Genomic DNA, 25549 nt, shown 5'->3' with positions numbered 1-25549 from the left:
GGCCGCGCTCCGGGATGCCGGGGCGCGGCGAGGGAACGAGATGAGCCTGTCGATGCTGTTTTTATTGTTGGTGGCGTACGCCCTGGCCGCTTACTGGCTGGGGCGTCGCGTCGTGCTGGGTCGGGTGGATGGCGATGCCCGGCGCCTGCATTCGCTGCCGCGTTATCACGGCTACCGGGTAGCCCTGCTGGCAGGGTTGCCGCCGCTGGTGCTGCTGGTGTTGTGGCTGGCTTTCGACCAGGCAGTGATTGGCCACCTTGTGATGCAGTCGCTGCCCGAGTCGATGCGCACGCTGTCCGAGGCGGAGCGCAGCCTGTTGCTCAACGACATCCGCAATCTGGCGACTGGCAACATCGCCTCGGGCGTGCCCGATCCGGCGCTGACTGCGGCGGTCGAGCGTTACCGTAGCCTGTCAGGCTGGTCGAACATGGCCCTGCCAGTGCTGTTGCTGCTGGTCGGCCTCGGCGGCCTGGGGTGGGGGCTGTTGCGCGTGCATCCGGGTTTGCGGGCGCGTACCAGCGTTGAACGGGTAGTTCATGTGCTGCTGCTGGCGAGTGCTTCGATCGCCATCCTCACCACCCTGGGCATCGTCCTCTCGGTGTTGTTCGAGGCCTTGCGTTTCTTCGAGACGGTGCCATTGGGCGATTTCCTGTTCGGCCTGGAATGGAGCCCGCAGATCGCCATCCGTGTCGACCAGGTGGGTGCCAGCGGTGCTTTCGGCATGGTGCCCCTGTTTGCTGGCACGCTCATGATCGCCGGCATCGCGCTGGCAGTGGCGGTGCCGGTCGGCCTGTTCTCGGCCATCTGGCTGGCCGAGTTTGCGGGTGCGCGGGCGCGAGCCTGGATCAAGCCGCTGCTCGAGATCCTGGCCGGCATCCCGACCGTGGTGTATGGCTTCTTCGCCGCCCTGGTGGTGGCCCCGCTGGTGCGCGGCCTGGGCGAGTCGCTGGGCCTGGCCGTCTCTTCCGAGAGCGCGCTGGCCGCCGGCCTGGTGATGGGGGTGATGATCATCCCCTTCGTCTCGCCCCTCTCGGATGACGTGATCACCGCCGTGCCGCAGTCACTGCGTGATGGTTCGCTGGCGCTGGGCGCGACCCCGGCCGAAACGGTGTTGCGTGTGGTGGTGCCTGCAGCGCTTCCGGGCATCGTCGGTGGCGTGTTGCTGGCGGCCTCGCGTGCCATCGGCGAGACCATGATCGTGGTGATGGCCGCTGGCGTGGGCGCACGCCTGACTGCCAATCCGCTGGACTCGGTGACCACCATCACGGTGCAGATCGTCACCCTGCTGGTCGGCGACCAGGAATTCGACAGCCCCAAGACCCTGGCAGCCTTTGCCCTGGGGCTGGTGCTGTTCCTGGCCACCCTGTTGCTCAACGTGCTGGCGCTGTACGTCGTACGCCGTTATCGGGAAGCCTATGAGTAAGAAAAAGAACAAGCCGCTGGTCAAGCGCCGCGCCATCCGCGAGGCGGTGCTGCAGGGTCTGGCACGTCGCCGCCGGCGCGACCGCCTGTTGCGCCTGGCCGGTATCGGTGCCATCGTGCTGGGGCTGTCGTTTCTGGCCGTCATGCTGGTCAGCCTGGTGAGCCTGGGGCAGTCGGCCTTCTGGCAGACACACATCCGCCTCGAGCTGAGGCTGGACCCCGAACGCCTCGATCCCCAGGGCAACGGTTCGCTGGATTCGTTGAGCGCCGGTGACTATGCGGGGGTGATCAAGCAGGCCCTGCGCGCACGTTTCCCCGAGGCGCGCAAGCGCCGCGAGAAGCGTGAGCTCTACCGGCTGGTGAGCAGCGGCGCGGCCTGGGCCTTGCGCGACCAGGTGGTGGCAGACCCTGAACTGCTGGGGCAGTGGCGTGCCTTCTGGTTGCTCGCCGACGACGAGGTCGATCAGTGGTTCAAGCATGGTGAGGCGGGTGGTGTCCGCTTGAGCGAGCGCCAGCGCCACTGGCTGGAGTCCCTGCGCGCGGAGGGGGCGATCGACACCTTCTTCAACTGGACATTCTTCCGCAATGGCGACTCGCGCGAGCCGGAACTGGCCGGCATCCGCGGGGCGCTCGCCGGTTCCTTCTACGCCCTGCTGGTCACCCTGGCGTTGTCATTGCCACTGGGCGTGGCGGCGGCCATCTACCTGGAAGAGCTCGCGCCGCGCAACCGCTGGACCGACTTTATCGAGGTCAACATCAACAACCTGGCGGCCGTGCCGTCGATCGTGTTCGGCCTGCTGGGGCTGGCGGTGTTTCTGAACTTTCTCGACCTGCCGCGTTCGGCGTCGCTGGTCGGCGGTCTGGTGCTCACCCTGATGACGCTGCCGACCATCATCATCACCGGGCGCGCGGCGCTCAAGGCGGTGCTGCCTTCGATCCGCGAGGCAGCACTGGGCATCGGCGCCTCGCGCATGCAGACGGTGTTTCACCACGTGCTGCCGCAGGCCCTGCCGGGCATGCTCACCGGTACCATCATCGGCATGGCGCAGGCGCTGGGCGAGACCGCGCCCCTGTTGATGATCGGCATGGTGGCCTTCATCGTCGATGTGCCGCAGGGCATTACCGATCCGGCCACGGTGCTGCCGGTGCAGATCTACCTGTGGGCCGACAGCCCCGAACGCGCCTTTATGGAACGTACCGCGGCGGCCATCCTGGTGTTGCTGCTGTTCCTGGTGCTGATGAACCTGGTGGCCATCCTGTTGCGCCGCCGCTTCGAGAAACGCTGGTAAGGAGAATCCGAGATGGCGATTGCCGATCGACGCGCCTTGTTCCAGTCGGTGGTGGAGGCGGCCCTGGCCGCGGGTGATGCCGCGCAGCCAGAGGTCGTCGAGAGCACCCTGGGTACCCCCTTCCTCGAGCGCAAGGTCAGCCTGCGCGCACGCAATGTCAACGTGTTCTATGGTGAAAAACAGGCGATCAAGGATGTGTCGATCGATATCGGCAAACACCAGGTGACCGCCTTCATCGGCCCCTCGGGGTGTGGCAAGTCGACCTTCCTGCGTTGCTTCAACCGCATGAACGACACCATCGAGGGCTGTCGCGTGGAAGGCGAGATCCACCTCGATGACGAGGACATTCATGCGCCAGAGATGGACGTGGTGCCGCTGCGCGCGCGGGTGGACATGGTGTTCCAGAAGCCCAACCCCTTTCCCAAGTCGATCTACGAGAACATCGCCTACGGCCCGCGGCTGCATGGCCTGGCGGCGAGTCGGGCCGACCTGGACGAGCTGGTGGAAAACTCGCTGCGTCGCGCCGGCCTGTGGGACGAGGTGAAAGACCGCCTGGATGCGCCGGGCACGGGCCTGTCCGGTGGCCAGCAGCAGCGATTGTGTATCGCTCGCGCTATTGCCATTCATCCCGAGGTGATCCTGATGGACGAGCCCTGCTCGGCGCTGGATCCGATCGCCACTGCACGGGTGGAGGAGCTGATCGACGAGCTGCGCGAGCGCTACACCATCATCATCGTCACCCATTCGATGCAGCAGGCGGCACGTGTCTCGCAACGTACCGCCTATTTTCACATGGGACGCCTGGTCGAGGTGGACAAGACCGAACGGATCTTCACCAACCCGGCACACAAACTGACCGAGGCCTACATCACGGGCCGCTTTGGGTAAGGAGATCAGGATGAACGGCACGGTATCGAACGGCCATATCCTAAGAGGCTTCGACAAGGATATGCGCAAACTGCGCAAGCGGGTGCTCAAGATGGCTGGCCTGGTGCGTGGCCAGATGGAGCGACTGCAGCTGGCGCTGGGACACGATTCCACCGAACAGGCGCGGCAGGTCATCGAGGGGGATCGTCCCATCGACTTGCAGGAAGTGAAAGTGGACAGCTTCATCGTCAGCCTGCTGGCACGGCGCGCGCCCGTCGGCAGGGACCTTCGCTATGTGGTGGCGACCTCGCGTATCGTCACCGAGTTAGAGCGCCTCGGCGACGAGATGACCCAGATTGCACGGGTGCTGTGCCAGGAGTCGCTGCCGGAAAGCGGTTGCGACGGGCACTCTCCCCGCAGCGAGGTGCAGCACCTGATGGGGCATCTGATCATGCTGCTGGATACGGCACTTCGCGCTTATGAGGAGGACGACGCCAGGCAGTCCGAGGTCATAGTGGCTGGTGAGCTGCCCGAGCAGATCGATTTGCGAAATCGTTTGAAGTACCTTGTTGAGTGCGTGTTCGATAATCGGCAGGATGTGGCCGAGGCGGTGAACTTCATGCTGGTGCTGAAATCCCTGGACCGGGGCAAGCGTCACATCGACAATATCGCCGAGCACGTCATCTACCTGGTGACCGGAGAAGACATACGCCATCAATGACCACCATTCTGTTCGTCGAGGACGAGGCCCCCATCCGCGACATGGTGCGCTTTGCGCTGTCGCGCGCCGGCATGGAGATGCTGGAGGCTGGCAGCGTGGCCGAGGCCGAGCACCTGCTGGCGGTGCGCCGGCCCGACCTGGTGCTGCTCGACTGGATGTTGCCCGAACGCAGTGGCATCGCCTTGCTGCGGCATATCCGGCAGCACGAGGGGTTGAGCGACATCCCGGTGATCCTGCTCACCGCGCTGGCCGAGGAGGCTCAGCGGGTACAGGGGCTGGAGGCCGGCGCCGACGACTACGTGGTCAAGCCCTTTTCCCCACCCGAATTGATCGCGCGCATCCGCGCCGTGCTGCGCCGTGACCTGGACGGCCGGTTGCGGCTGGGCGAGCTGGTGCTCGACCCCGCTACCCGGCAGGTAGAGTGTGAGGGAAGCCCAGTGCCGCTGGGGCCGACCGAGTTTCGCCTGTTGCGTTTTCTGCTGCAAAACCCGAACCGGGTGTATAGCCGGGGTCAGTTGCTCGACCGGGTATGGGGCGACGATGTCGCGCTCGAGGAGCGCACCGTGGACGTGAGCGTGCGCCGGCTACGCAAGGCGTTGGCCCCGTTCGGCCTGGACGGATGCATCGAAACGGTGCGCGGTGCGGGCTACCGGCTGGTATCTGCCGGTGCATGAGCAGTTTCGCGCCGAGCTCCTGAGGCTGCTGGCGGTTGCCGCCCTGGTTGGCCTGTTCGGTTGGGCGAGTCAGGCCTGGGCGCTGGCCCTGCTGGTCGGCCTCGGCGGCCTGGTGCTGTGGCAGCTGTACCAGGTCTGGCTGCTCGAGGAATGGCTTGTCGGTGGTGGCGGCGAGGACCTGCGCGGGGTCTGGCGATCGGTGGCCGAGCACATCGAACGAGTGCGTTTGCGTGCGCGTCAGCGCAAGAAACGTCTGAGCCGCCTGTTGCACCGTTTTCACGATACTCTCGAGACCATGCCGGATGCTGCGGTCATCCTCGACCAGCGCCTGCGTGTGCAGTGGTTCAACTCGGCAGCGCGCGAACTGCTGGGACTGGATGCCGGCGAGCCGGTTGTCGGCCGTCCTCTGCCCGAACTGCTGGATGATCCGGCGCTGGCCGACTGGTTGCGCCAGGGGGCCGATGCTTCGCCACTGGAGCGCCGTATCGGGGCGGCGGGCGAACGCGAACTGGAGTTGCGGGTTGCTCCCTTCGCCAAGGATCAGCTGTTGCTTACCGCGCATGACGTGACCGAGCTCAAGCGCGTGCAGACGGTACGCCGCGACTTTATCGCCAATGTCTCGCACGAGTTGCGTACCCCGCTCACCGTGGTCGTCGGCTACCTGGAGATGCTCGCCGAGGAAGACCTGCCCGGCGAGGTGCACGATGCCCTGGCTGCTTCGCTGCGCCAGGCCGAACGCATGCAGCAATTGGTCGCCGACCTGCTGATGCTCTCGCGTCTGGAACTGGAAGACGACCGCCCGCCACGCGAGCCGGTGGATGTGCCCGCGCTGCTCGAACACCTGGTCGAGGATGCCCGTCGACTGAACGGAGACCAGCATCCTGTCACCCTGCACCTGCAATCACGCGCCGGCCTGCTGGGCAGCGAGAGCGAGCTGGCCTCGGCCTTCGGCAATCTGCTGTTCAATGCCATTCTGCACACCCCGCCCGGCACCCCGGTCGACCTGTACTGGGAAGTTGATGACGATGGCGCGCGCTTCTGCGTGCTCGACCAGGGGCCTGGTATCCCGCCGGAGCACCTGGATCGTCTCACGGAGCGCTTCTATCGCGTGGACAAGAGCCGCTCACGCGAACGCGGTGGCACCGGCCTGGGTCTGTCCATCGTGCGCCATGTATTGCTGCGACACGACGCTGTCATCGAAATCGAGAGCCAGGTCGGGGAGGGGAGCCGGTTTTGTTGTATCTTTCCGAACGTGAGGATCGTGCCGGCCTGAGGCTGGACGGTTTCTGTGCGACGAGAGATAGGCATTTGAAGGGATTGCTGATCACCCGCAATTTTCCGCCACTGCTTGGTGGTATGGAGCGTCTCAACTGGCATGTGGCTGACGAGCTGGCTCGGCACGGTACCGTGACCGTGGTGGCCCCGGAAGGATCGGCAGCGCGGGCGCCAACCGGGGTGGTCGTCCACGAAGTGCCGGGCCGTCCCCTGTGGCGTTTCTTGCTCGGCGCCCTGGTGTCCGGTATCCGGCAGGCACGCGGCCTGCGCCCCGACGTGGTCCTGGCCGGCAGTGGCCTGACCGCGCCCCTTGCCTGGATGACCGCGCGATTGTCCGGAGCGCGTGCGGCCGTCTATGTGCATGGTCTGGATGTGGTGGCACGGCATTGGCTCTATCGCTTGCTGTGGATCCCGTTTCTGCGGCGGATGGACCGGGTCATCGCCAACAGTCGCGCCACGGCGGCCCTGGCCGAGGCGGCAGGCGTCGCTCCCATGCGTATCGAGATCATCCCGCCGGGCGTGACCTTGCCGGAAGCGATCACCGCCGAAGAACGCGAAACCGCCCGGCGCACTTTCCGGCAATGTCATGACCTGGGTGATGGCCCCTTGCTGCTCTCGGTCGGGCGCCTGACCACCCGCAAGGGCATGCTCGAGTTCGTGCGCGATGTGTTTCCGGAGATCGTCCGCCAGGTACCCGAGGCGCAACTGGCGATCATCGGTGGAGAACCCGCCCAGGCCCTGTATGCTGGCGTGCAGTCGGTAGAGCAGATTCGCTCGGTGGCCGAGAAGGCCGGTGTGGCGGGCAAGGTCCGTTTTCTCGGGGAATTCACCGAATGGGAGCGCTTGCGCGAGGCCTACCTGGCTGCGGATGTGCATGTCTTTCCGGTGCGCAGCATTCCGGGTGATCCCGAAGGTTTCGGCATGGTAGCGGTAGAGGCGGCAGCGCATGGTCTGCCGACCGTGGCTTATGCGACGGGAGGGGTGGTGGATGCGGTGGCTGATGGGGTGTCGGGGTGGCTGGTGCCGCCCGGCGATACCGATGCCTTCGCCGCTGCGGTGGTCGACAATCTTGAAGCACCTCTGTCCCTTTTGGCGATGCACGCTCATGCGGAGCAGTTTGCCCGGCCAAACTTCGGCGAGCGGCTGGCACGTGCTCTGCAGGGGAGCTGAGCCGTCCCCGCTTTCACTCTGGCAGTTCGAGGTGTTCTCTCCAGAAGGATTCCAGACGTTTCGCCTGATCGGCCCAGCTCGGGATGGCGAGTGAGGGTGTGCAGGGCTGTTGTCGCTGTTCCTCGATCCGGGTGATCAGCTGGTCCAGATCGCCGGGTCGGTAGAGGCAGCGTGGCCAGTCCGCCAGCAGGCTTCGCGGCGCGTCGACACTTGCGGCCAGCAGGGGGGTGCCGCAGGCGAGGATCTCGTAAGTCTTCTGGGGAAAGGCGTAGCGGCCGAATTCGCTGTCGCACATGCAGATCAGTGCCAGGTCCAGAGCACTGTGGAAGAGGGGCACCTGCGCGTGGGGCAGCTGGTTCAGATAGTGGACGCGCGGATGCTGTGGCAGCGGGCAGGCGGGGTCCACCGGGCCGGCCAGCGCCAGGTGCAGGTCCGGGTGGCGTGTGGCCAGCCGCTCGAAGGCCGCATACAGTAGCCCGATGTCGCGGTTGTGGTGCAGGGCCCCGGCAGTGCCCATCAGCCAGGCGTCCGCCGGCAGTCCAAGATGCTCGCGGGCCTTGCCCCTGTCGAAGGGCCGGTGGGCGTCGGGATCGATTGTGCTTTCCAGGGTGAGCAGGGGCACCTCGGGTAGTTCGCAAGCCAGTTTCTTTTGGAGGGGTTCGCTCACGCAAGAGATGGCAGAGGCGCGCTGCAGGGCGCGGCGAAAGGCCCGGCGCAGGCCGGGCAGGCGGGTTAGGCCGAAGCTCTCGAAATTGTCGTAGAGATCCACAGCGTGGGGGACGTCGAGGCGCCGGGCCAGGTGGTTGCCCAGCACCACCTGCAGCGCATCCGAGGCGCTGAACACCAGGTCGGGCGCAAAGGTACGGCCCAGTGCGGGCAGGCGCCAGGCGTAACTCGCCCCGTGTGGCAGGAGGTCGAAAGGCTGCCAGTTCAGGTCGCCCTGTTCCCCGTGGTGATGGATGCGGCGGTCGCCCAGGCGTCGGTAGGCGGTGCACAGGCCCAGCACCGAGTGGCCTTGCCGTGCCAGGTTTGCCGGCAGCTCGTACAGCCGTCCGTAGCGATCGTCGATGACGTCCTTGCTCATGTAACGGCGCTTGCTGAGAAACAGGATGCGCATGGGAGGATTCAGGGCAGAGGGATGGGTGGAGGGTCGCGGTGCAGGGCGCGCAGCCAGCGCGGAAGTACGGCAGGAATGGCCTGCATCAGGGCCGCTGCCAGGCGCAGCCGAGAGAACAGCCATTCGCGACGGGGGTGGGTGATGTGGGTCCAACGTCCGCCGCAGCGATATCGGAGCAGTTGGTTACTGTGGGTTGCTGCCCAACTGTAGCGTTCGCCGACCAGGGCAATCTCCGCACCGTCGGGCTGGTCGGGGCCAAGTCGATGGAGGCTCTGCTTGCGTTGAGCTGCGGCTTGCTGCAGTGCCTGCCAGGCGGCCTCGGCATCGCCCGACGACAGCGAAGGATCCGCCCAGGTTCGGCAGGCCTCTTCGGGCAAGGGAGGGGGGCGGTAGCCGGGCGCACGATGTCCCGCCGGCCCAGGCGGCCATTGTCGAAGTCGTCCAGTGCCTGGCGGTAGATGCCCGCCAGTACCGGGTCGCCCTGCCGTGCGAGATAGTGGGCCAGGGCGCTCACATAGACCAAGTAGAAATACAATGCCAGCAGGCGGCCGCGTCGTGGTGGTTCCAGGCGCAGGCAGATGCAGCGGTTGCGCTTGCGGTAGTACTCGCGCCAGGGCACCGTGGGCCTGTCGCCGCCGTAGCAGTGGCGTACCACCGAGGCAGGCACTGCCAGCAGCCGATGACCAGCGCGGCGCACGCGCAGCGACCATTCGACGTCGTCGTAGAACACGAACAGCGCCTCGTGAAACAGGCCATGCTGGCGCAGGATGTCGCTGCGGATCAGCAGTGAGCAGGCAGCGAGATAATCGACCTCCCGTGGTGAGGCATCGGCGGGCAACCGGGACCGGCCCGCGTGCTGTTGTTCGAGTGCGCCCAGCCAGGGTGTGTAGCGGCTGCCCAGTTCCTGCACGGTGTCCGGGCGGTCGTAGAGGCAGAGCTGGGAACCGGCCGCAGCGATGTCGGGCGCGGAGGACAACGCATCCAGCAGGGGTTCCAGGGCGCCGGGTTCGACGAGGATGTCGTTATCCAGCAGCCAGACATGGTGGCATTCGGGATCTTCCAGAGCCACGCGCATGCCGGCAGAGAAACCGCCGGCGCCACCCAGATTTTCCCCGGTCTGCAGCACCGCAACATCAGGGAAGCGTGCGCGCAGGAAGTCGAAGCTGCCGTCGGTCGATCCGTTCTCTACCACCAGCAGTTCCCCGTGCTCACCCAATGCCTCGAGCACTGAGGGGATCGCCGTCTCGAGAAAAGGGCGCCCGTTCCAGGCGACCATCACCGCGATCACCCGTCCTCGGGGTTGGCGCGTGAGTCGGGGTTCAGGGTTCACCGAGCAGCATCCTCGCAGTCTTGAGCGCACTCGCGACAACCTGGTCCATGTTGTAGTAGCGGTACTGGGCCAGACGACCGAGAAAGGTCACTCCCGTTTCCCTTTCGGCCAGATCCCGGTAGCGTCGGTACAGGGTCTCGCTGGTCTCGCTGGGCACCGGATAATAGGGTTCGCCCTCGGCTCGGGGGTACTCGCGCACGATGGATGTCCCAGGGTGTTGCTGCCCGGTCATGTGCTTGAATTCGGTGATCCGGGTCCAGGGTACCGCTTCGTCAGGGTAGTTGATCGTGGCCACCGGCTGTAGCCATTCGCGATCGTCTATGTGCGTGTGCTCGAAATGCAACGAGCGGTAGGGTAGCCGCCCGAAACAATGACCGAAGTAGGCGTCGATCGGCCCGGTGTAGACGGTGTGTCGCGCATGCAGGCGGTCGCGGACCGAGAAGAAATCGGTGCCGAGCTCCAAGGTGATGTTCGGGTGGTCCAGCATGCGTTCGAACATCCGCGTGTAGCCATCCTTCGGCATGGCCTGGAAACGGTCGGTGAAGTAGCGGTCGTCGGTGTCGGTGCGCACAGGAATGCGTGCAGCCACCCCGGCCTTCAGTTCCGCGGGTTCCATGCCCCACTGCTTGCGGGTGTAGCCGCGGAAGAACTTCTCGTAAAGATCCTGGCCCACGGCGTCCAGCACCAGTTGCTCGCTATTGGTGATCCGTTCCTGTGGTTCTCTCACCCGCTCGAGAAAAGCTCGCACCCCGGCCTCGTCGAGTTCCAGTCCGTAGAGCTGATTGATGGTGTGCCGGTTGATGGGGAAGGGCAGCAGGCGCCCGTCGACCTGTGATAGCACTTGGTGCTCGTAGGGCAGCCAATCGGTAAAGCGTGAGAGGAAGGTCACTACCTCATCGGAATTGGTGTGGAAGATGTGCGGGCCATAGCGATGGACCAGCAAGCCCTGCTCGTCGAACTCGTCGAAGGCATTGCCGCCGATATGTTCGCGCCGGTCGATGACCCGCACCCGCATGCCGGTGTCGGCCAGGCGGCGGGCGATGGCGGTGCCGGCGAAGCCAGCGCCGACGACGAGAAAGTGCAGTTGTCCCCTATCTTTCATTTGCCGAGCGCAATCGCTTGCCTGTAGGCCTCGACGGACGCGGTCGCCATCTGGTCTACCGTATATCTCTCCAAGACCCTGGATCTTGCCTGTGCACCCATGCGTAAACGGAGTGGTGCGTCGGATAGCAGCGAGATAATGCCGGCGGCCAATTCCTCTGACGACTCCGGTGTGACAAGCAGCCCCGTCTTGGCATGCTCAACGATTTCCTTCATCCCCCCTGTTGCGCTGGCGACAACCGGTTTCTCCCTGATCATGGCCTCGAGCAGCACGAGGCCGAAGGACTCGTAACGGGAAGGTACCACGACGATGTCGCTTTCGGTGAACAGCCGATTTCTAGTCATATCGTCTGTTTCTCCATGGAAGTGGATGCGTTCCCGCTGAGCTGCTGTCAGGGAGCGGATAGACCATTCGAAGTAGGAAGGGGCGCCTCCCGGCCCGGGGAGGTCTTCTCCGACGACATGCAGTTTGGCTTGGGGGAATTCTTCGAAGACCGAAGGCCATGCGCCGACAAGCACGTCGAAGCCCTTTCTGTGCTCCATTCTCCCGACATACAGCACGGAGGGCTCGTTGGTCGAAGTGCGTGGGGGCGGTGGGGGGCCTGGATCCGGAATGCCGTGGTAGACGATATCTGTCTGCCGCCCCTCCAGTGGATACAGGGCTCGCGATAATTCGAGGTTCTCTCGTGTGTTCGATATCACCAGATCAGAAGAGGCCACCTGGAAGTACTCGAGCCACTCGGTCAGGCGTGGAAGCCACGGCGTGGTGCGTTGAAACCAGGCGCGAGGGGTGGACAGCCGCGTGACACGCAAGGGCTTGCCTGGAAGACCAAGCCTGAAAGGGAGCAGGCCCCCTGCCCAGGTGTTGGGCGCCTCGACGACATCGAATGGCCGGTCACCGTGGAATGCACGCAACCGCTCGTGAATTCTGGAGGAGAGGCGTAGCAACCGCAGGAAAGGGAAAGTTCCGGACTCCGGGATGTCGGGTATCCAGGAAACGACGTGGCCGGATCGTCTCTCCGTCCTGTCGTCGCCACTTTTCGAGACGGCCACGACGACGTCGTGTTCCATGCCTGCGAGCCCCTCGGCCAGGTCTTCGACGTACCTCCCGATCCCGGAAATCCCCTGCGGAGGAAAGGCGTGGGTGACCAGCGCGATTCTCATGCAGGTATTACCGGGCTTGGAAATGATCACGGATCTTGCCGAAGAACTCGACGGCACTCTCCTGCCAGTTCGGCCATTCCACCCGGGGGCGCGATGGAGGGTTAGCGGCGTATTCCTCGATCAGGGCACTCAAGGGGGTGGGGTCGTCCAGCGGAAAGTAACGGCAGTGCTCGCCACCGATCTCGCGGAACACGGGTATGTCGCTGGCGAGCACGGGGCAGCCGTGCAGCAGGGCCTCCAGCAATGGCAAACCAAATCCTTCGATTAGTGAAGGGTAGATCAGCGCCCTGGCATGCCGGTAGCACCATGCCAGTTCGCTGTCGTTGAGATCCTGAAACCAGTACAAAGGACGGCCGGCGGCAATTAACGATTTGATGCGTGCGCGGGTGGATTCGGATTTCCAGCCATACTTTCCTACCACAACCAAGGGGATTTCAGGATGCCATTTCCAAAGCTCCATGAAAGCGTCGAGTAGGAAGGGCAGGTTCTTCCTCGGTTCAACCGTGCCCACGGTGAGAAAAACTGCCTCACTGGAAAAGACGGAATGCAGTTCTGCCCTTGGAGATTGTCGGGTATCGACCAGATCCAGCTCGATCCCCATACGAAAAGACTCCACCTCCGGACGTGGATTGAAGTCCTTTTTTTGTATGTAGGAGACTAATTGTCGAGCGGTGAAATTGGAATTCGTCAGAACCATTGCGCTGATAGACAGCAAGGTATTAATGTTGCGTCTGAAATCATCGATGATGTCATGTCGAACAACGTGGGCGTGGGTAAGCGGAAACATATCATGGATCAACGGGATGAGATGAATCCCTTGGGCGTGAAGCTCAGGAAGCTGTGTCTCAAGTTCCCGACCCCACCACGAGGTGCCAGGAATCACCAGAATATCGCTGCTTTTCATTCGGATGGCTGCTTTTGGCATAGGAAGCAGGCGTGTGATTACCGCAGACACGGCGCTGGTCAGGTAGACCGGCACCAGGAACAGGGCGATGAGTGTCAGGCGACTAGGCCCCTGCCAGTTGCGTTCGATCCAGGAAGCCAGCCCAAACGGTTCGAGGAGGGTGGAGCACAGTCTACGAAAACGGCGTGGTGTCCTACTTTCGTAGGCTAGCAGCCGCAGGGTTCCGATGCTCGCTCGCAGCGACTGACGTGATGGTTCCTCTAGCTTGACGAAACCGAGTGCTGGCAAATAGGCCAGAAGCTGAGTCTGCAGTTCCAAGGCTGCCTCCGCAGCAGCGGCATGTTGAGCTAGATTACGTGCGACACGCTGGATACCTGTGTTTCCACCATGAAGTGCGATGTCGGTGCAGTCTACGTATATATTCATAGCTTTATGAAGCGCTTCTGTAACTTTAGCCAGCTCTTTTTTGCTTTTTCCTTAAGGAGGTAAAGGGGGTTTCTAGTCGACAAATATTGTCTTTCTCTTTCTCGACACAATTCAGCCTCCAGGTCGAGTATTCTCGACTGGAGCAGAACAATTTCCCGGTTTCTCGATGGAACCTCGTCGAGAATGCGCTGTATGGCGTGATTGGGTGGCGATGTGCTGGGTAGGGTCTGTTTCAGTTCCGATGCCAAGTACCGGGGAACAGTGTTCGCATAGTATATTGTGCCTGGGTTTTTCACCTCGTAAGGCGGTATCGATTCGGTGATCCCTGCGTCCACCAAGTGTGTTTTGGCCCATCCGGGGTAATCGGCTAGTATGTCCTCATACCACCATATGTCATCAACCTGGTTTTTTGCTTCCATAAACGAAGAAACCCACATGTCATAGAAGGTGCCATAGAGATCGTCCCTTATCGAGAATCCCATTTCCATGGCCATCTGCAGGATGTAGTTCGAGAACCCTTGTTGCGTAATTTCTGGATTGCCAGGAACTGCGGCAATTGATGTATCGCGTTTCTGCATAGAGTCCCATACTTTTCGGGGGTCCCTGTTTATCCATATGATTCGGGCTTCGGGAAAGGTTTTTCGTAGCCAACTCAGCCGAAAACTGGCGCGGACAAACTTGAAGACAGCCGGTTTTTCCGATCGTGCTGCGAGGTGTCTGATGTAGGCTTCCATGTCCGGGGGCGATCGTTTTCCGTCATGCGCCATCGCGCCTGCCCGAACCAAGGCTTCCAGTACTTCAGGAATTCTTCTTTTGGGACGATTTGGTATTCGTCCCAGTAGTTTCCAATTGCAAGATGAGTGGGGTCGACCCGGTGCTTGCATCGAGTGTAGGCAAGATGGGGCAGGTGTTCGTGGAAGGGCTCGTAATAGCAATGATACAGCCCAGTGCTTTTGAGGAGGTTCCACAACATGCTGGTGCCGCTCCTGAACCAGCCTACGAGAAAAATCGCTTGGGTGTCCATCACCTTATTATCGCACCTATCTTAACTAACGTTTCGGCAGCTTCTTTTTGTATCTTATATGCCTCCCATTGCTTTCTGTCTAAAGCCAAACATGCGTCCAGTGTTTTTGGACGGCCAGGCAGGTCTATTATTATCTTGCGGAGATGGGGTTTTGCATCGTATTTCAGAAAACATATCCATGCATTTCAATTTCTTTTGCAAAGGCTTCCTCGGTAACTTTTCTTTTCTCGATAGAGAACACTTCCTGATATGGTTTTGCATCTTTTCGGTGTTCTGATTTTGCTCTTACGCCAAGTGAGCCATCAAACGGTATCCCCAATCGTTTGAAAACATAATTCAGTTCGTCTATGAGTGATTCATATTTAATAACCTTGTCTACCAATACCGTTTCGCTAGCATCACAATAAAGCGGCCAGTTTGCACAAAACTCCCTCTTTTCTATTTACTCATCGAAAGGCATGCCGCCGGCGCGGTCATTCACCATATGGTAATGAGATAGGGTTTTGTCCCAAGGGTTTCTTTCAACACAAAACTTGTAGTAGGAATTCCATGTGTTTCTTGACACTCTTTACTAAGGTTGCGGGAATGTGATTGGAGAATTTGTTCCTTCGCAACAAGTCGCGAGCTGTAGCTCCAATGGTGCGCCCTTGTTTTTGTATAATCTCTGGACGTGGGTTCCAAAACCCCCTATAATTTCTAGCGTGGTGCGGATTAACATGCGGCCAAATTGGGGTCACCGAGTCTTGCTCGCCGCAATATTGAGACAAAAAGACTTCGATGCTTGTTCCGGCGGTCTTTACGGTTTTTATGGATATAAATTTATATTTGTGAGAAATTATCAAAACGACACCCTCTAGGCTGATTGTGCGTAATATTTAGCTGCGCAAAAAGAGCGAATCCCAGAGAAGTCTATGGCCGGGCGAATACCTTGATATGGTTGCTACACTTAAATACTGCGGCCGATAATGAATGCCAAGAGTTGTCTTGATGTCACTGTCAATTGTATTTATAGGTGGCTCCATAGTAGTTTCTTCTATTCGCGTAAAAAATAAATCCCCATCCCCATCCCCATCCCCATCCCCATCCCCATCCCCATCCCCATCCCCATCCCCATCCTCATCTTCAAAACAATATTGCCCTGCAGATGCTTGCTTGTCATTTCTGTCGAGCGCTGCCAAGCATATCTTATTTCCTTCATTCTGTTATTTAATGTGTATATTGTTTCCATGGGTGTAGAGTGGCCTGCAAGTAACTTTTTGGTAGTCACTGTGTAGCCCTGCCTTCTCTGGGTGTCAAATGGCTTTTATCATGCGTTATATTTATGATTTTTCCTCGCTCTAGATTGTAGACATTGTCGCATTGTCGTAGCGAGCTTAAACGGTGCGCAATCATCAGAATGGTCTTGTGGCCTTTGAGCGAATCCACCGCGCGGATCACCTCGGCCTCAGTTTCGTTATCAAGAGCAGAGGTGGCCTCGTCGAAAATGATAATTTCCGGGTCGTGATACAGAGCGCGCGCGATGGCGATCCGTTGCCGTTGGCCTCCGGAGAGGCGGATGCCCCTTTCACCGATCACGGTATCCAGTCCGTCGGGTAGACGTTCCACCAGTTCAGTCAGCTGTGATTGCTCGACAGCCCGTAACAGTGCTGCTTCGTTGATCTGCTCGGGTCGCAGGCCGAGTGCCACGTTCTCGCGGATAGTGCCGTCGACCAATGAGAGCAGCTGGGGGACATGGCCAATCTGGCGTTGCCAGGCAGGCAGCTGTTCGTGCAGCGGCCGACTGTCGAGCAACAGCTTGCCGGCAGTGGGATGAACAAGCCCCATGATGAGGTCGATGAGGGTTGACTTTCCTGCGCCGGTCTTGCCTACGAAGCCGATTGCCTCGCCCTTGCGGATGACCAGATTTACCCCGCGTAGGACGTCGTGGTCGCTGCCGGGATAACGGTAGTGGACATCTGCCAGCGCCAACTCCCTGCGGAAAGCGGGAGCTGTCTCGTGGTCAGTCGTCATGGTCGTAAAGGTTTCCAGCTCGGCCAAGTCGGCATGGATGGCGTCGAGGATCGCACGCTTGTGCTCGAGCAGGCTGTGAGCACCCATGAAGCCGGACAGGGAACCCTTGAGCCGGGCCAGGCCCACGGCTGCTATGGTGATCAGTTCAAGAACTTCCTGTGAATTGTGCCCTTGGCGAAAGAGTAGATAGATCATGCCGGCAAGTGCCACAATGGTGGCCAACTCGATACCACCGGGAATGAGCCTTCCTGCCATGATCTGGATATGGCGCTGGTGTCGGGTCAGGCGTGAAAATAGATCGCGGAAGCGCTCCACGAAGAACTTCTGCCGTCCCAGGAGGGAAATCTCTTTGGCGCACCCCAGTGCCTCATTTGTGTTCTTGATCAGGCGGCCACGCAACTGCTGTACCTCTTTTCCCTCCTGCTGCAATCTGTGCTGCTGTGACAGAACGGCGTGGCCGGCCACAGCCAGTACGCCGACCAGCACCGCCAGGACATCGACAGGAATATAAAATAAGAACACACCCAGCACGGCAAGGATGATGGCTCCTTGGCTGAGGAGGTCGCCGAGCGGAATCAGCAGTTGGTCGGCGAGCTGGACGCTGTCGCTGTTCAGGTTGCGTTGCAGTTCCGCGCTGTTGTGTTGCAGGTGGTATTCGTGGGGCGCATGCAGGTAGGCATCCAGCAGCCGGGTGCTCAAGTTCACTGCGGTCTGCTGCGCAAAGTGGATCCTGGCCAGCCCAATGCGGGCATTGACCAGCAGCTTGATAGCGAAGAACAGGGCGATTGCCACCGAGGCCCATAACACGATCTTATCGTGCGATTCCAAGTGCCAAGTGTTTGGCAGCAGGGCCTGGAGTTTTTCGGGATAGGCGACTAGTCCTACATAGGCCGGTACCAGGTGCAGACTGAGGATCTCCAGCAGCGCGTCGAACAGCATGAGCAGGACCAGCAGGACGAAGCGTCGACGGCCTTGGGTATCCGAGCAGAGAGTGGAGCTTCTTCAGGGCGTCGATCATGAGAGCTTCAACCGAGGTTTGCGTGACTGGAACGGTGAACCGTGATGTGGTCGGTTGTCATCCGCGAGATCCACTAGAGCATATCCCCTCGATTCGGCCTCGTTAGTTCCTGGTGCAAGCGTGCTGGCAGGTTCCGTCCGCGGATCTGACCAACGAGCGGGGCGGTCATGTCCGGTCCAATCGCCGGTAACCGATCGCCTCGCTCATGTGTCGTGGCCCAATGGTATCACTCTCGTCGAGATCGGCGATGGTGCGGGCCAGGCGCAGGACGCGGTGGTATCCGCGAGCCGACAGGCCCAGGCGTTCGATGGCGGTCTCGAGCAGGCGGCGGACCTCGGTGGTGAGCGCGCAGTGGCGCTCGAGCGCGGCGTGTTGCAGTTCGGCGTTGGTGCAGCCCTGGCGTCGTAGCTGGCGTTTGCGGGCGGCGATCACGCGGGCGCGCACCATGGCGCTGGGCTCGCCGGGTGGGGCCTCGAGCAGGTCGCGGGTCGGCAGGGCAGGCACCTCGATCTGGATGTCGATGCGGTCGCGCAGGGGGCCGGAGATGCGCCCCTGGTAGCGTGTGGCGAGCTGCGGGGTACAACGGTCGCAGCGCTTGTCGGGTTCGTTGACATGGCCGCAGGGGCAGGGGTTCATGGCGGCCACCAGCTGAAAGCGCGCGGGGAATTCGGCGCTGCGTGCGGCACGCGAGATGACGATGCGGCCGGTCTCCAGTGGTTCGCGCAGCACCTCGAGCACCCGGTTGTCGAATTCGGGCAGTTCGTCGAGAAACAGCACGCCATTGTGCGCCAGCGAGATTTCGCCGGGCCGTGGGATGCTGCTGCCGCCGACCAGGGCCACGCCGGAACAGGTGTGATGAGGTGAGCGGAAGGGGCGCTGGTGCCAGCGGTCGGGGTGGGGTTCCAGGCCCGCCACTGAGTGGATGGCGGCGGTCTCCAGCGCCTCCTGCTCGTTCATGGGAGGCAGGATGCCGGGCAGGCGAGCGGCGAGCATGGACTTGCCGGTGCCGGGAGGGCCCATCATCAACAGGTTGTGGCCGGCGGCCGCAGCGACCTCGAGGGCGCGCCGGGCCTGGGCCTGGCCGCGCACTTCGGCGAGGTCGGGGAGCGGCGTGGCGCCTTCGCCTCTCGCCGGCGGTGCGGGGATGTGGCGCGGGATGGGCTCGCGTCCTGTCAGGTGAGCGCAGACCTGCAGCAGGTGGTCTGCTGGCAACAGTTCGGCGTCGCGCACCAACGAGGCCTCGGCGGCGTTGTCGCGAGGGAGCAGCAGGCGGTGCCCGGCGCGGGTAGCGGCGACGGTCACCGGCAGTATGCCGCGCACCGGGCGGATCTTTCCGCCCAGGGTGAGTTCGCCGATCAGTTCGATCTCTGCCAGGGGAGCGACAGGTAACTGCGCACTGGCGGCGAGGATGCCGATGGCGATCGCCAGGTCAAAGCGCGCACCCTGCTTGGGCAGGTCGGCGGGTGCCAGGTTGACGGTGATGCGCCGGGCGGGGAACTCGAAGCCGGCGTTCTGCAGGGCGCTGCGTACCCGGTCGCGGGCTTCCTGCACGGCCTTTTCCGGCAGGCCGACGATATTGAAGGCCGGCAGGCCGTTGGCCAGGTGGGTCTCCACGGTGACCAGCGGGGCCTCGATGCCCAGCCCGGCGCGGCACAAGGTGATGGCGAGTGACATGCGGCTTCCCTGCGTCGAGTGGTCTGGCCGCCTTCCCTGGCGGCCTGTCGGGGTCAGTCCTTGTCGAGGCGCGCCTCGAGCTCGGCGACCCGTTTCTCCAGTGCCTCCAGCTTCTCGCGGGTGCGTGCCAGCACGGCCTGCTGGATGTCGAATTCGTCACGCGAGACCAGGTCGAGCCGGCGCAGCGCGGCCTCGAGCGCGGCGCGCAGGTTGCGCTGGAAGTCTTCCTGCAGGCTGGCCAGGCCGCGTGGCATGCCGTCGGCGACGCGGCGCGAGAGATCGTCGAGAATCCTGGGGTCGAGCATGGTGACAGCCCTCGTGTTCGGTGGCCTACAGGTTAGGCCAGGCGCGGCGGACTGTCCATTGATCGAAGCTATCGTGACCCTGGGGCATTTCTGTTTCATTCTGCCCGGGAGGCGCCATACTTGGTTGCAGTGGCCGTGATCCCACGTGTCGGGAGACAGCGATGAAGATGTTGCGCCACCCTTACCTGCCCCAGAAGATCGGAAACATGAGCAGCCCGGAGCCACCCCGGGTGCTGGCCGAGCTGGTGGCACAGGCGAACGTGCGTTTCAATGGCAGCCGCCCCTGGGACATCCAGGTCCACGACCCCGAGGTGTACAGCCGCATTCTGCGCCAGGGCTCACTGGGTTTCGGCGAGGCCTACATGGATGGTCTGTGGGACTGCGCGGCGCTCGACGAATTGTTCTACCGCCTGCTGGCGGCGCGCATCGACGACCGGCTTGGCGGTCTGGTGCGCTTGCGCCTGTTCGGCGAGATCCTGCGTCACTCCCTGTTCAACCTGCAAAGCCGGCAGCGTGCCTTCCAGGTCGGCGAGCACCATTACGACATCGGCAATGATGTGTTCGAGGCCATGCTCGATGCCAGCATGAGCTATTCCTGCGCCTACTGGGCGGAGGCTGACGACCTGGAGAGTGCGCAACGCGCCAAGCTCGATCTGATCTGCCGCAAACTCGAGCTGCGACCGGGCGAGCGCCTGCTGGACATCGGTTGCGGCTGGGGTGGGCTGGCGCGACATGCCGCCGAGCGCCATGGTGTGGAGGTTGTGGGCATTACCGTATCGCGCGAGCAGCAGCGCCTGGCGCGCAAGCGTTGTGCCGGCCTGCCGGTGCGCATCGAGTTGATGGACTACCGCGACGTGCAGGGACGATTCGACAAGATCGTCTCGGTGGGCATGTTCGAGCACGTCGGACCGCGCAACTACGGGGTCTATTTCGACACCGTGCTGCGCCTGCTCGAGCCTCGGGGGCTGTTCCTGCTGCATACCATCGGCGTCGACCGGACCGGTCTGCACGCCGACCCCTGGATCGACCGCTACATCTTCCCCAACGGCCGGCTCCCCTCGGCCCAGCAGCTCGCCCGCTCCCTGGATGGACGCATGGTGATAGAGGACTGGCACAACTTCGGACAGGACTACGACCGTACCCTGATGAGCTGGTCGGCGCGTTTCGAACAGGCCTGGCCGCAACTGGCCTCGCGTTATGACCACCGCTTCCAGCGCATGTGGCGTTACTACCTGCAGTCCTGTGCCGGCTTCTTCCGCGCGCGGCGTGGCCAGCTCTGGCAGCTGGTGCTCAGTCCCCCGGGGCGTCGCGCCCTCTACCGTTCCTTGCGCTGAGCATGCACCAATTCGGCGCACCAAGCTGGTGCGCCTGCTTCACAACCTTACCCTGGATTGTGTCGTCGTGGTGCGGCGGGCAGGGGTGGAACACCCTTGTGTCATGTAAATTGTTCTTTACATTCAATGGGTAATATGCTCTGGCATGGAGTGTGCTTGTTCCGGTGCATCGAACATTTTGTCGATACCTCTTCTTGAACCAAGTTGATGCCGGAAAGGCACGGGAGCAAGCAAATGAAGATGAAGAAGATTGCCATTGCAATGGGAGTGGCAACCCTGATTGCGGGTTCGGCAGCCCAGGCTGAATTCAGCGCCAATGTGGCCATCACAAGCGACTACATGTTCCGGGGTGTTTCCCAGAACGACAATGACATGGCCATCCAAGGTGGTTTCGATTACAGCCACGAGAGCGGTATTTATGTCGGTGTGTGGGGGTCGAATGTGGATGACGCCGTTTTCAACGGTTCCAGCATGGAACTCGATACCTATATCGGTTGGAGCGGTGACCTTGGCCCGGTGAGCCTGGATGTTGGTGCGCTGCGTTATAACTATCCCGGGCAAGCTACGGGCCCCAGTGCAGACACCAACGAGTATCACGTCGGTGTCTCCAAAGACTTTGGTGTCGCCAGCGCCAGCTTCACCGTCAACTACAGCCCGGACTTCTTCAACCTGGGTTCCGAGCGTTACTACGACCTGGGCCTGGAAGTGCCGGCTGGCATGGTCACCATTGCCGCACACTATGGCAAGACCAGCATCAGCGAGAAAACCGGTATCACGAAGCAGGACTATGCTGACTGGAGTCTGGGGGTATCCACCGAATACGAAGGTTTCGGTTTCGATCTGACCTACAGCGATACCGATGACAAGGGCATGTGCAAGGGATCCGGCCTGTGTGGCGGGCATCTGGCGCTGACGGTATCGCGGTCGTTCTGAGGCACTTTTCTCAAACCGCATCCTAAACGCCGGCACCCCCATGAGTGGGCGGTGCCGGCCAGGAGAGAGACATCATGAAACTGGTATCAGCCATCATCAAACCCTTCAAGCTCGACGATGTCCGTGAGGCCCTGTCCGAGATCGGCATCGCCGGTATCACCGTGACCGAGGTCAAGGGCTTCGGCCGTCAGAAGGGCCACACCGAACTGTATCGTGGCGCGGAGTACGTGGTCGACTTCCTGCCCAAGATCAAGATCGAAGTCGCCATCGACGATGCTCAGCTCGACTCGGTCATCGAGGCCATCACCAACGCGGCAGGCACCGGCAAGATCGGCGACGGCAAGATCTTCGTCTATCCGCTGGAGCAGGCGATTCGCATTCGTACCGGCGAGTCCGGTCCCGAAGCACTCTGATCAGGCACTGGGGGACGCTATCAATGGAAAATCAGATCTTTGAACTCCAGTACGCACTGGATACCTTCTACTTTCTCGTGATGGGTGCGTTGGTCATGTGGATGGCCGCTGGCTTTGCCATGCTGGAATCCGGCCTGGTGCGTGCCAAGAACACCACCGAGATCCTCACCAAGAACATCGCGCTGTATGCGGTGTCCTGCATCATGTACCTGGTCTGCGGTTACGCGATCATGTATGGCGGCGACTACCTGCTGAGCAGCATCGCGCTGGACGGCGCGCCGAATGCCGATGCGCTGACCGCCACGGTGCTAGAAGAGTCGAAAAAGGCCGGTTTCGACGGTGACTCGGTGTACTCCGATGCATCCGACTTCTTCTTCCAGGTCGTGTTCGTGGCCACCGCCATGTCCATCGTCTCGGGCGCCGTGGCCGAGCGCATGAAGCTCTGGGCCTTCCTGCTGTTCGCCGTGGTCATGACCGGCTTCATCTATCCGATGGAAGGCAACTGGACCTGGGGTGGTGGCTCGGTGTTCGGCCTGTTCAACCTGGGCGACGACTTCGGCTTCTCCGATTTCGCCGGTTCCGGCATCGTGCACGTGGCCGGTGCATCCGCCGCCCTGGCCGCCGTGCTGCTGCTCGGCCCCCGCAAGGGCAAGTACACCAGCGACGGTCGTGTCATGCCCATCCCGGGCTGCAACCTGCCGCTGGCCACCCTGGGTACCTTCATCCTGTGGCTGGGCTGGTTCGGCTTCAACGGTGGGTCGGTGCTCAAGCTGGGCGACATCGCCAACGCCAACTCGGTGGCCATGGTGTTCCTCAACACCAATGCTGCGGCGGCCGGTGGCCTGGTCGCTGCCCTCATGCTGGCACGCCTGATGTTCGGCAAGGCCGACCTGACCATGGCGCTCAACGGGGCCCTGGCCGGCCTGGTGGCCATCACCGCCGAGCCCTCCACCCCGAGCCCGTTGGCCGCGACCCTGATCGGCGTGGTGGGTGGTGTGCTGGTGGTGTTCGCCATCCCCATGTTCGACAAGCTGAAGATCGACGACCCGGTCGGCGCCATCTCGGTGCACGGCGTGGTTGGCCTGTGGGGTCTGATGGCCGTGCCGCTGACCAATAGCGATGCTACCTTCACCGGTCAGCTGGTGGGTGCCGCAACCATCTTCGTGTGGGTGTTCGCCGTAAGCTTCGTGACCTGGCTGGTCATCAAGGCTGTCATGGGCATCCGCGTCAGCGAGGAGGAGGAGTACGAAGGCGTGGACCTGGCCGAGTGCGGGATGGAAGCCTATCCCGAGTTCACCGGCAGCAAGGGCAGTGGCATCTGATCGCTGTCGCCTGGACCTTCGTCCGCAAGGGCAGGGGCTTCGGCCTCTGCCCTTTTTGTTTTCCGGGAGCAATCTGGATGCACCGAAGGGCTTGTCCGTGTTTCTCTGGGTAACATCTTGGGGGATATTCTCCTGCCAGTAGGAGGCCCGTCCCCGCGCCGAGTGGCCGGGCACAATGGAAAAGACAATGATGAAGACCTCGCGACACCGATGGATCTGGCTCCTGTTCCTCTGTACGCAGGGTGTGGGCGCCGCAACTGTCTATCGTTGGACCGATGCCGACGGCCAGGTGCATTTCAGCAGCTATCCGCCGCCACAGGGCGCCGAAGCGATCGAGTTGCGCGGGAAGGGATCGTCGCAGGGCGGGCGACCGTCCGATACGTCGTCGCTGCATGAGCGTCAGCGCCGCCAGCTCGAGGCCTTCGAGCGTGATCGCCAGTACCGTCGTGAACGCGCGCGTGAACAGGCGCGCCGCCAGGTGGAACGGCAGCGCATCTGCCGACAGCTGGATGAGCGACTGCGCTGGTTGCAACACCCGGGGCCCATCTATTTGCGTGGGGCATCCGGTGCACGATCCTATCTCGACGAGGCGCAGCGCAGACAGCAACAGCAGCAGGTCCGGGAGCAGATGGTGCAATACTGCGACTAGGCGCCTGGCCCGGGCAGCGCGCGTGCCGGGCTATCCCGCGCAACAGGAGAGTTGCGACACGTCCTGGCGGAAGGTCTGGGCACACAGGCGGATGCCCTCGACCATGGTCAGGTAGGGGAACAGCTGGTCGCCGATGGCGTCGACTGTCAGCCCCGCGCGGATCGCCAGCACGGCGGTCTGGATCATTTCGCCCGCCGCGGGTGCCAGGATCTGTGCTCCCAGCAGCACCCCGTCCTCCTCGCGCGCTACCAGCTTGATGAAGCCGTCGGTCTCGAAGTTGGCCAGGGCCCGCGGCACCTGGGCAAGAGGCAGGGTGCGTGTGGTGACCGCGATCCCCTGCGCGCGCGCCTGGCGCTCGTCCAGGCCGGCGGTGGCCACCGCCGGATCGGTGAACACCACTGCCGGCAGCGTGCGCAGGTCCAGGCGGGCATCGCCACCGGTCATGTTGATTGCGGCACGGGTGCCGGCGGCCGCGGCCACGTAGACGTACTGCGGCAGGTCCGCGCAGTCCCCGGCGGCATAGATGTTCGGCACGTTGGTTTGCAGGCGTTCGTCGACCGTGATGGCCCCCTGGGTATCGGTGCGCACACCGGCGTTCTCCAGGCCCAGGGCATCGGTATCAGGATGGCGGCCAGTGGCCACCAGCAGCCGCTCGGCCCGCAGTTCGCCGTCGTCCAGGGCGAGGCGGAAGCCATCGGGCCCGTGGGAGACCGCGTGTGGCACGCAGTGCAGCCGAATATCCAGGCCCTCGCGGCGCAGGCAGTCGGCCAGTGCGGCGCCGATGTCCGGGTCCTCGTGCGAGAGCAGGGTGGAACGGGCAAGCAGCGTCACCCGGCTGCCCAGACGCGCCCAGGCCTGGGCCAGCTCGAGGGCCACTGAGGAGCCGCCGAGGACCGCCAGCTGTTGTGGCACCTGGTCGGCCTGCAGGGCCTCGGTGGAAGTCCAGAAGGGGGTCTGTGCCAGCCCCGGGATATCGGGAATCCACGGCCGCGAGCCGGTGGCGACCAGGCAACGATCGAAGGCCAGGGTCTGCTCGCCGCCTTTGCGCAGGCTGATCTGCAGTCGCTGTGGATCGATGAAGCGCGCCCGGCCGCGTACCAGGGTGATCTCGGGGTGCGCCGCCAGGATGTCCTCGTACTTCGCCTTGCGCAGCATCGCTACCGCCTCCTGTTGCTGGGCCAACAGGGCTGGCTGGTCGATCACCGGCGGCTGTGCGTGGATGCCGGGAAAGGGGTGGTGGCTGATCCGCCAGGCGGTGTCGGCGGCGCGGATCATGATCTTGGAGGGGACGCAACCCACGTTGACGCAGGTGCCGCCGATACGTTCGCCGGCCTCCACCGCGCGCAGCGCGGCAGCGAAGGCGGCCGAGCCGCTGCCGATGATGGCGATGTGCAGGGGGAGGTTGCA

23 protein-coding genes and 1 pseudogene are annotated in these 25549 nt (G+C 62.5%); 12 read left to right on the top strand and 12 right to left on the bottom strand.

Translation table 11 applies throughout. From position 1 onward, the window contains the following. The first annotated feature begins 40 nt into the window (after nucleotides 1–40). From pstC to EBS_RS10980, 7 genes are read left to right on the top strand one after another with little or no spacing between them, the layout of a single operon-like run. Nucleotides 41–1423, top strand: a complete 1383-nt coding sequence (pstC, locus tag EBS_RS11010; RefSeq protein ID WP_043108712.1) for a phosphate ABC transporter permease subunit PstC — start codon at nucleotides 41–43, stop codon at nucleotides 1421–1423. Next, complete coding sequence (gene pstA, locus EBS_RS11005; protein WP_043108710.1) at nucleotides 1416–2711, top strand: phosphate ABC transporter permease PstA; 1296 nt, start codon at nucleotides 1416–1418, stop codon at nucleotides 2709–2711. Before pstC ends, pstA begins: the two co-directional genes overlap by 8 nt. Nucleotides 2712–2723: 12 nt before the next feature. Beyond that, complete coding sequence (gene pstB, locus EBS_RS11000) at nucleotides 2724–3599, top strand: phosphate ABC transporter ATP-binding protein PstB (RefSeq protein ID WP_081999945.1); 876 nt, start codon at nucleotides 2724–2726, stop codon at nucleotides 3597–3599. 10 nt (nucleotides 3600–3609) lie between these two features. After that, nucleotides 3610–4299, top strand: a complete 690-nt coding sequence (gene phoU, locus EBS_RS10995; RefSeq protein WP_081999944.1) for a phosphate signaling complex protein PhoU — start codon at nucleotides 3610–3612, stop codon at nucleotides 4297–4299. Beyond that, nucleotides 4296–4973: a response regulator gene (locus EBS_RS10990; protein ID WP_043108708.1), complete on the top strand. Its 678-nt coding sequence runs from the start codon at nucleotides 4296–4298 to the stop codon at nucleotides 4971–4973. Before phoU ends, EBS_RS10990 begins: the two co-directional genes overlap by 4 nt. Next, nucleotides 4966–6246 (top strand): phosphate regulon sensor histidine kinase PhoR, encoded by a 1281-nt coding sequence (gene phoR, locus EBS_RS10985; protein ID WP_052199541.1) that lies wholly within the window; start codon nucleotides 4966–4968, stop codon nucleotides 6244–6246. The genes EBS_RS10990 and phoR overlap by 8 nt, the downstream gene beginning before the upstream one ends. 35 nt (nucleotides 6247–6281) lie before the next feature. Further along, complete coding sequence (locus EBS_RS10980) at nucleotides 6282–7418, top strand: glycosyltransferase family 4 protein (protein ID WP_043108706.1); 1137 nt, start codon at nucleotides 6282–6284, stop codon at nucleotides 7416–7418. A gap of 13 nt (nucleotides 7419–7431) precedes the next feature. On the opposite strand, the gene EBS_RS10975 is transcribed toward EBS_RS10980, so the two are convergent. The 11 genes from EBS_RS10975 to EBS_RS10930 form a co-directional block, all read right to left on the bottom strand. Beyond that, the gene (locus EBS_RS10975; RefSeq protein ID WP_052199540.1) at nucleotides 7432–8535 is read right to left on the bottom strand and encodes a glycosyltransferase; all 1104 of its coding nucleotides are present in this window, start codon (nucleotides 8533–8535) and stop codon (nucleotides 7432–7434) included. Nucleotides 8536–8620: 85 nt separating this feature from the next. Then, nucleotides 8621–9865 (bottom strand): glycosyltransferase family 2 protein, encoded by a 1245-nt coding sequence (locus EBS_RS13165; RefSeq protein WP_148307746.1) that lies wholly within the window; start codon nucleotides 9863–9865, stop codon nucleotides 8621–8623. Next, the gene (gene glf / locus EBS_RS10965) at nucleotides 9855–10967 is read right to left on the bottom strand and encodes a UDP-galactopyranose mutase (RefSeq protein ID WP_043108705.1); all 1113 of its coding nucleotides are present in this window, start codon (nucleotides 10965–10967) and stop codon (nucleotides 9855–9857) included. Before glf ends, EBS_RS13165 begins: the two co-directional genes overlap by 11 nt. Beyond that, entirely contained in the window at nucleotides 10964–12130 is a 1167-nt protein-coding gene (locus EBS_RS10960; RefSeq protein ID WP_043108703.1) for a glycosyltransferase family 4 protein, read from the bottom strand. The genes glf and EBS_RS10960 overlap by 4 nt, the downstream gene beginning before the upstream one ends. A gap of 7 nt (nucleotides 12131–12137) precedes the next feature. Next, a complete protein-coding gene (locus tag EBS_RS10955) occupies nucleotides 12138–13352 on the bottom strand; it encodes a glycosyltransferase family 4 protein (RefSeq protein ID WP_043108701.1) in 1215 nt (404 codons plus the stop codon). Nucleotides 13353–13456: 104 nt separating this feature from the next. Next, nucleotides 13457–14194 carry a sulfotransferase gene (locus EBS_RS14080; protein ID WP_231892808.1) on the bottom strand — a complete coding sequence of 246 codons (738 nt, stop codon included), beginning with the start codon at nucleotides 14192–14194 and terminating at the stop codon, nucleotides 13457–13459. A 453-nt stretch (nucleotides 14195–14647) separates the two neighbouring features. Further along, on the bottom strand, nucleotides 14648–14866 hold the full coding sequence (locus tag EBS_RS14660) for a hypothetical protein (protein WP_231892807.1): 219 nt from the start codon (nucleotides 14864–14866) through the stop codon (nucleotides 14648–14650). 651 nt (nucleotides 14867–15517) lie between these two features. Then, a complete protein-coding gene (locus tag EBS_RS14345; RefSeq protein WP_171816243.1) occupies nucleotides 15518–15751 on the bottom strand; it encodes a hypothetical protein in 234 nt (77 codons plus the stop codon). Then, complete coding sequence (locus EBS_RS10945) at nucleotides 15748–17433, bottom strand: ABC transporter ATP-binding protein (protein WP_052199538.1); 1686 nt, start codon at nucleotides 17431–17433, stop codon at nucleotides 15748–15750. The genes EBS_RS14345 and EBS_RS10945 overlap by 4 nt, the downstream gene beginning before the upstream one ends. 244 nt (nucleotides 17434–17677) lie before the next feature. Then, nucleotides 17678–19186: a YifB family Mg chelatase-like AAA ATPase gene (locus EBS_RS10935; protein WP_043108696.1), complete on the bottom strand. Its 1509-nt coding sequence runs from the start codon at nucleotides 19184–19186 to the stop codon at nucleotides 17678–17680. A 53-nt stretch (nucleotides 19187–19239) separates the two neighbouring features. Continuing rightward, nucleotides 19240–19491 carry an accessory factor UbiK family protein gene (locus tag EBS_RS10930; protein WP_043108695.1) on the bottom strand — a complete coding sequence of 84 codons (252 nt, stop codon included), beginning with the start codon at nucleotides 19489–19491 and terminating at the stop codon, nucleotides 19240–19242. A gap of 167 nt (nucleotides 19492–19658) precedes the next feature. On the opposite strand from EBS_RS10930, the gene cfa reads away from it, so the two are divergent. The 5 genes from cfa to EBS_RS13160 all read left to right on the top strand — a co-directional run bounded on the left by cfa (nucleotide 19659) and on the right by EBS_RS13160 (nucleotide 24142). Beyond that, nucleotides 19659–20825 (top strand): cyclopropane fatty acyl phospholipid synthase, encoded by a 1167-nt coding sequence (gene cfa / locus EBS_RS10925; RefSeq protein WP_052199650.1) that lies wholly within the window; start codon nucleotides 19659–19661, stop codon nucleotides 20823–20825. A 234-nt stretch (nucleotides 20826–21059) separates the two neighbouring features. After that, on the top strand, nucleotides 21060–21758 hold the full coding sequence (locus EBS_RS10920; RefSeq protein ID WP_043108693.1) for a TorF family putative porin: 699 nt from the start codon (nucleotides 21060–21062) through the stop codon (nucleotides 21756–21758). Between the two features lie 74 nt (nucleotides 21759–21832). Further along, complete coding sequence (gene glnK / locus EBS_RS10915; RefSeq protein ID WP_043109742.1) at nucleotides 21833–22171, top strand: P-II family nitrogen regulator; 339 nt, start codon at nucleotides 21833–21835, stop codon at nucleotides 22169–22171. Between the two features lie 23 nt (nucleotides 22172–22194). Continuing rightward, a complete protein-coding gene (locus EBS_RS10910; RefSeq protein ID WP_043108692.1) occupies nucleotides 22195–23493 on the top strand; it encodes an ammonium transporter in 1299 nt (432 codons plus the stop codon). 190 nt (nucleotides 23494–23683) lie between these two features. Beyond that, a complete protein-coding gene (locus tag EBS_RS13160) occupies nucleotides 23684–24142 on the top strand; it encodes a DUF4124 domain-containing protein (protein ID WP_052199537.1) in 459 nt (152 codons plus the stop codon). 30 nt (nucleotides 24143–24172) lie between these two features. Here EBS_RS13160 and merA read toward each other — a convergent pair. Then, a pseudogene (gene merA / locus EBS_RS10900) lies at nucleotides 24173–25537 on the bottom strand (mercury(II) reductase); the annotation flags it as partial. Between the last annotated feature and the right edge of the window lie 12 nt (nucleotides 25538–25549).

This window comes from endosymbiont of unidentified scaly snail isolate Monju (genome assembly GCF_000801295.1).
Lineage (GTDB): Bacteria > Pseudomonadota > Gammaproteobacteria > Chromatiales > Chromatiaceae > MONJU.
Note: the sequence above shows the minus strand (reverse complement) of the source record. Positions and strands in the feature narration are given on the sequence as shown.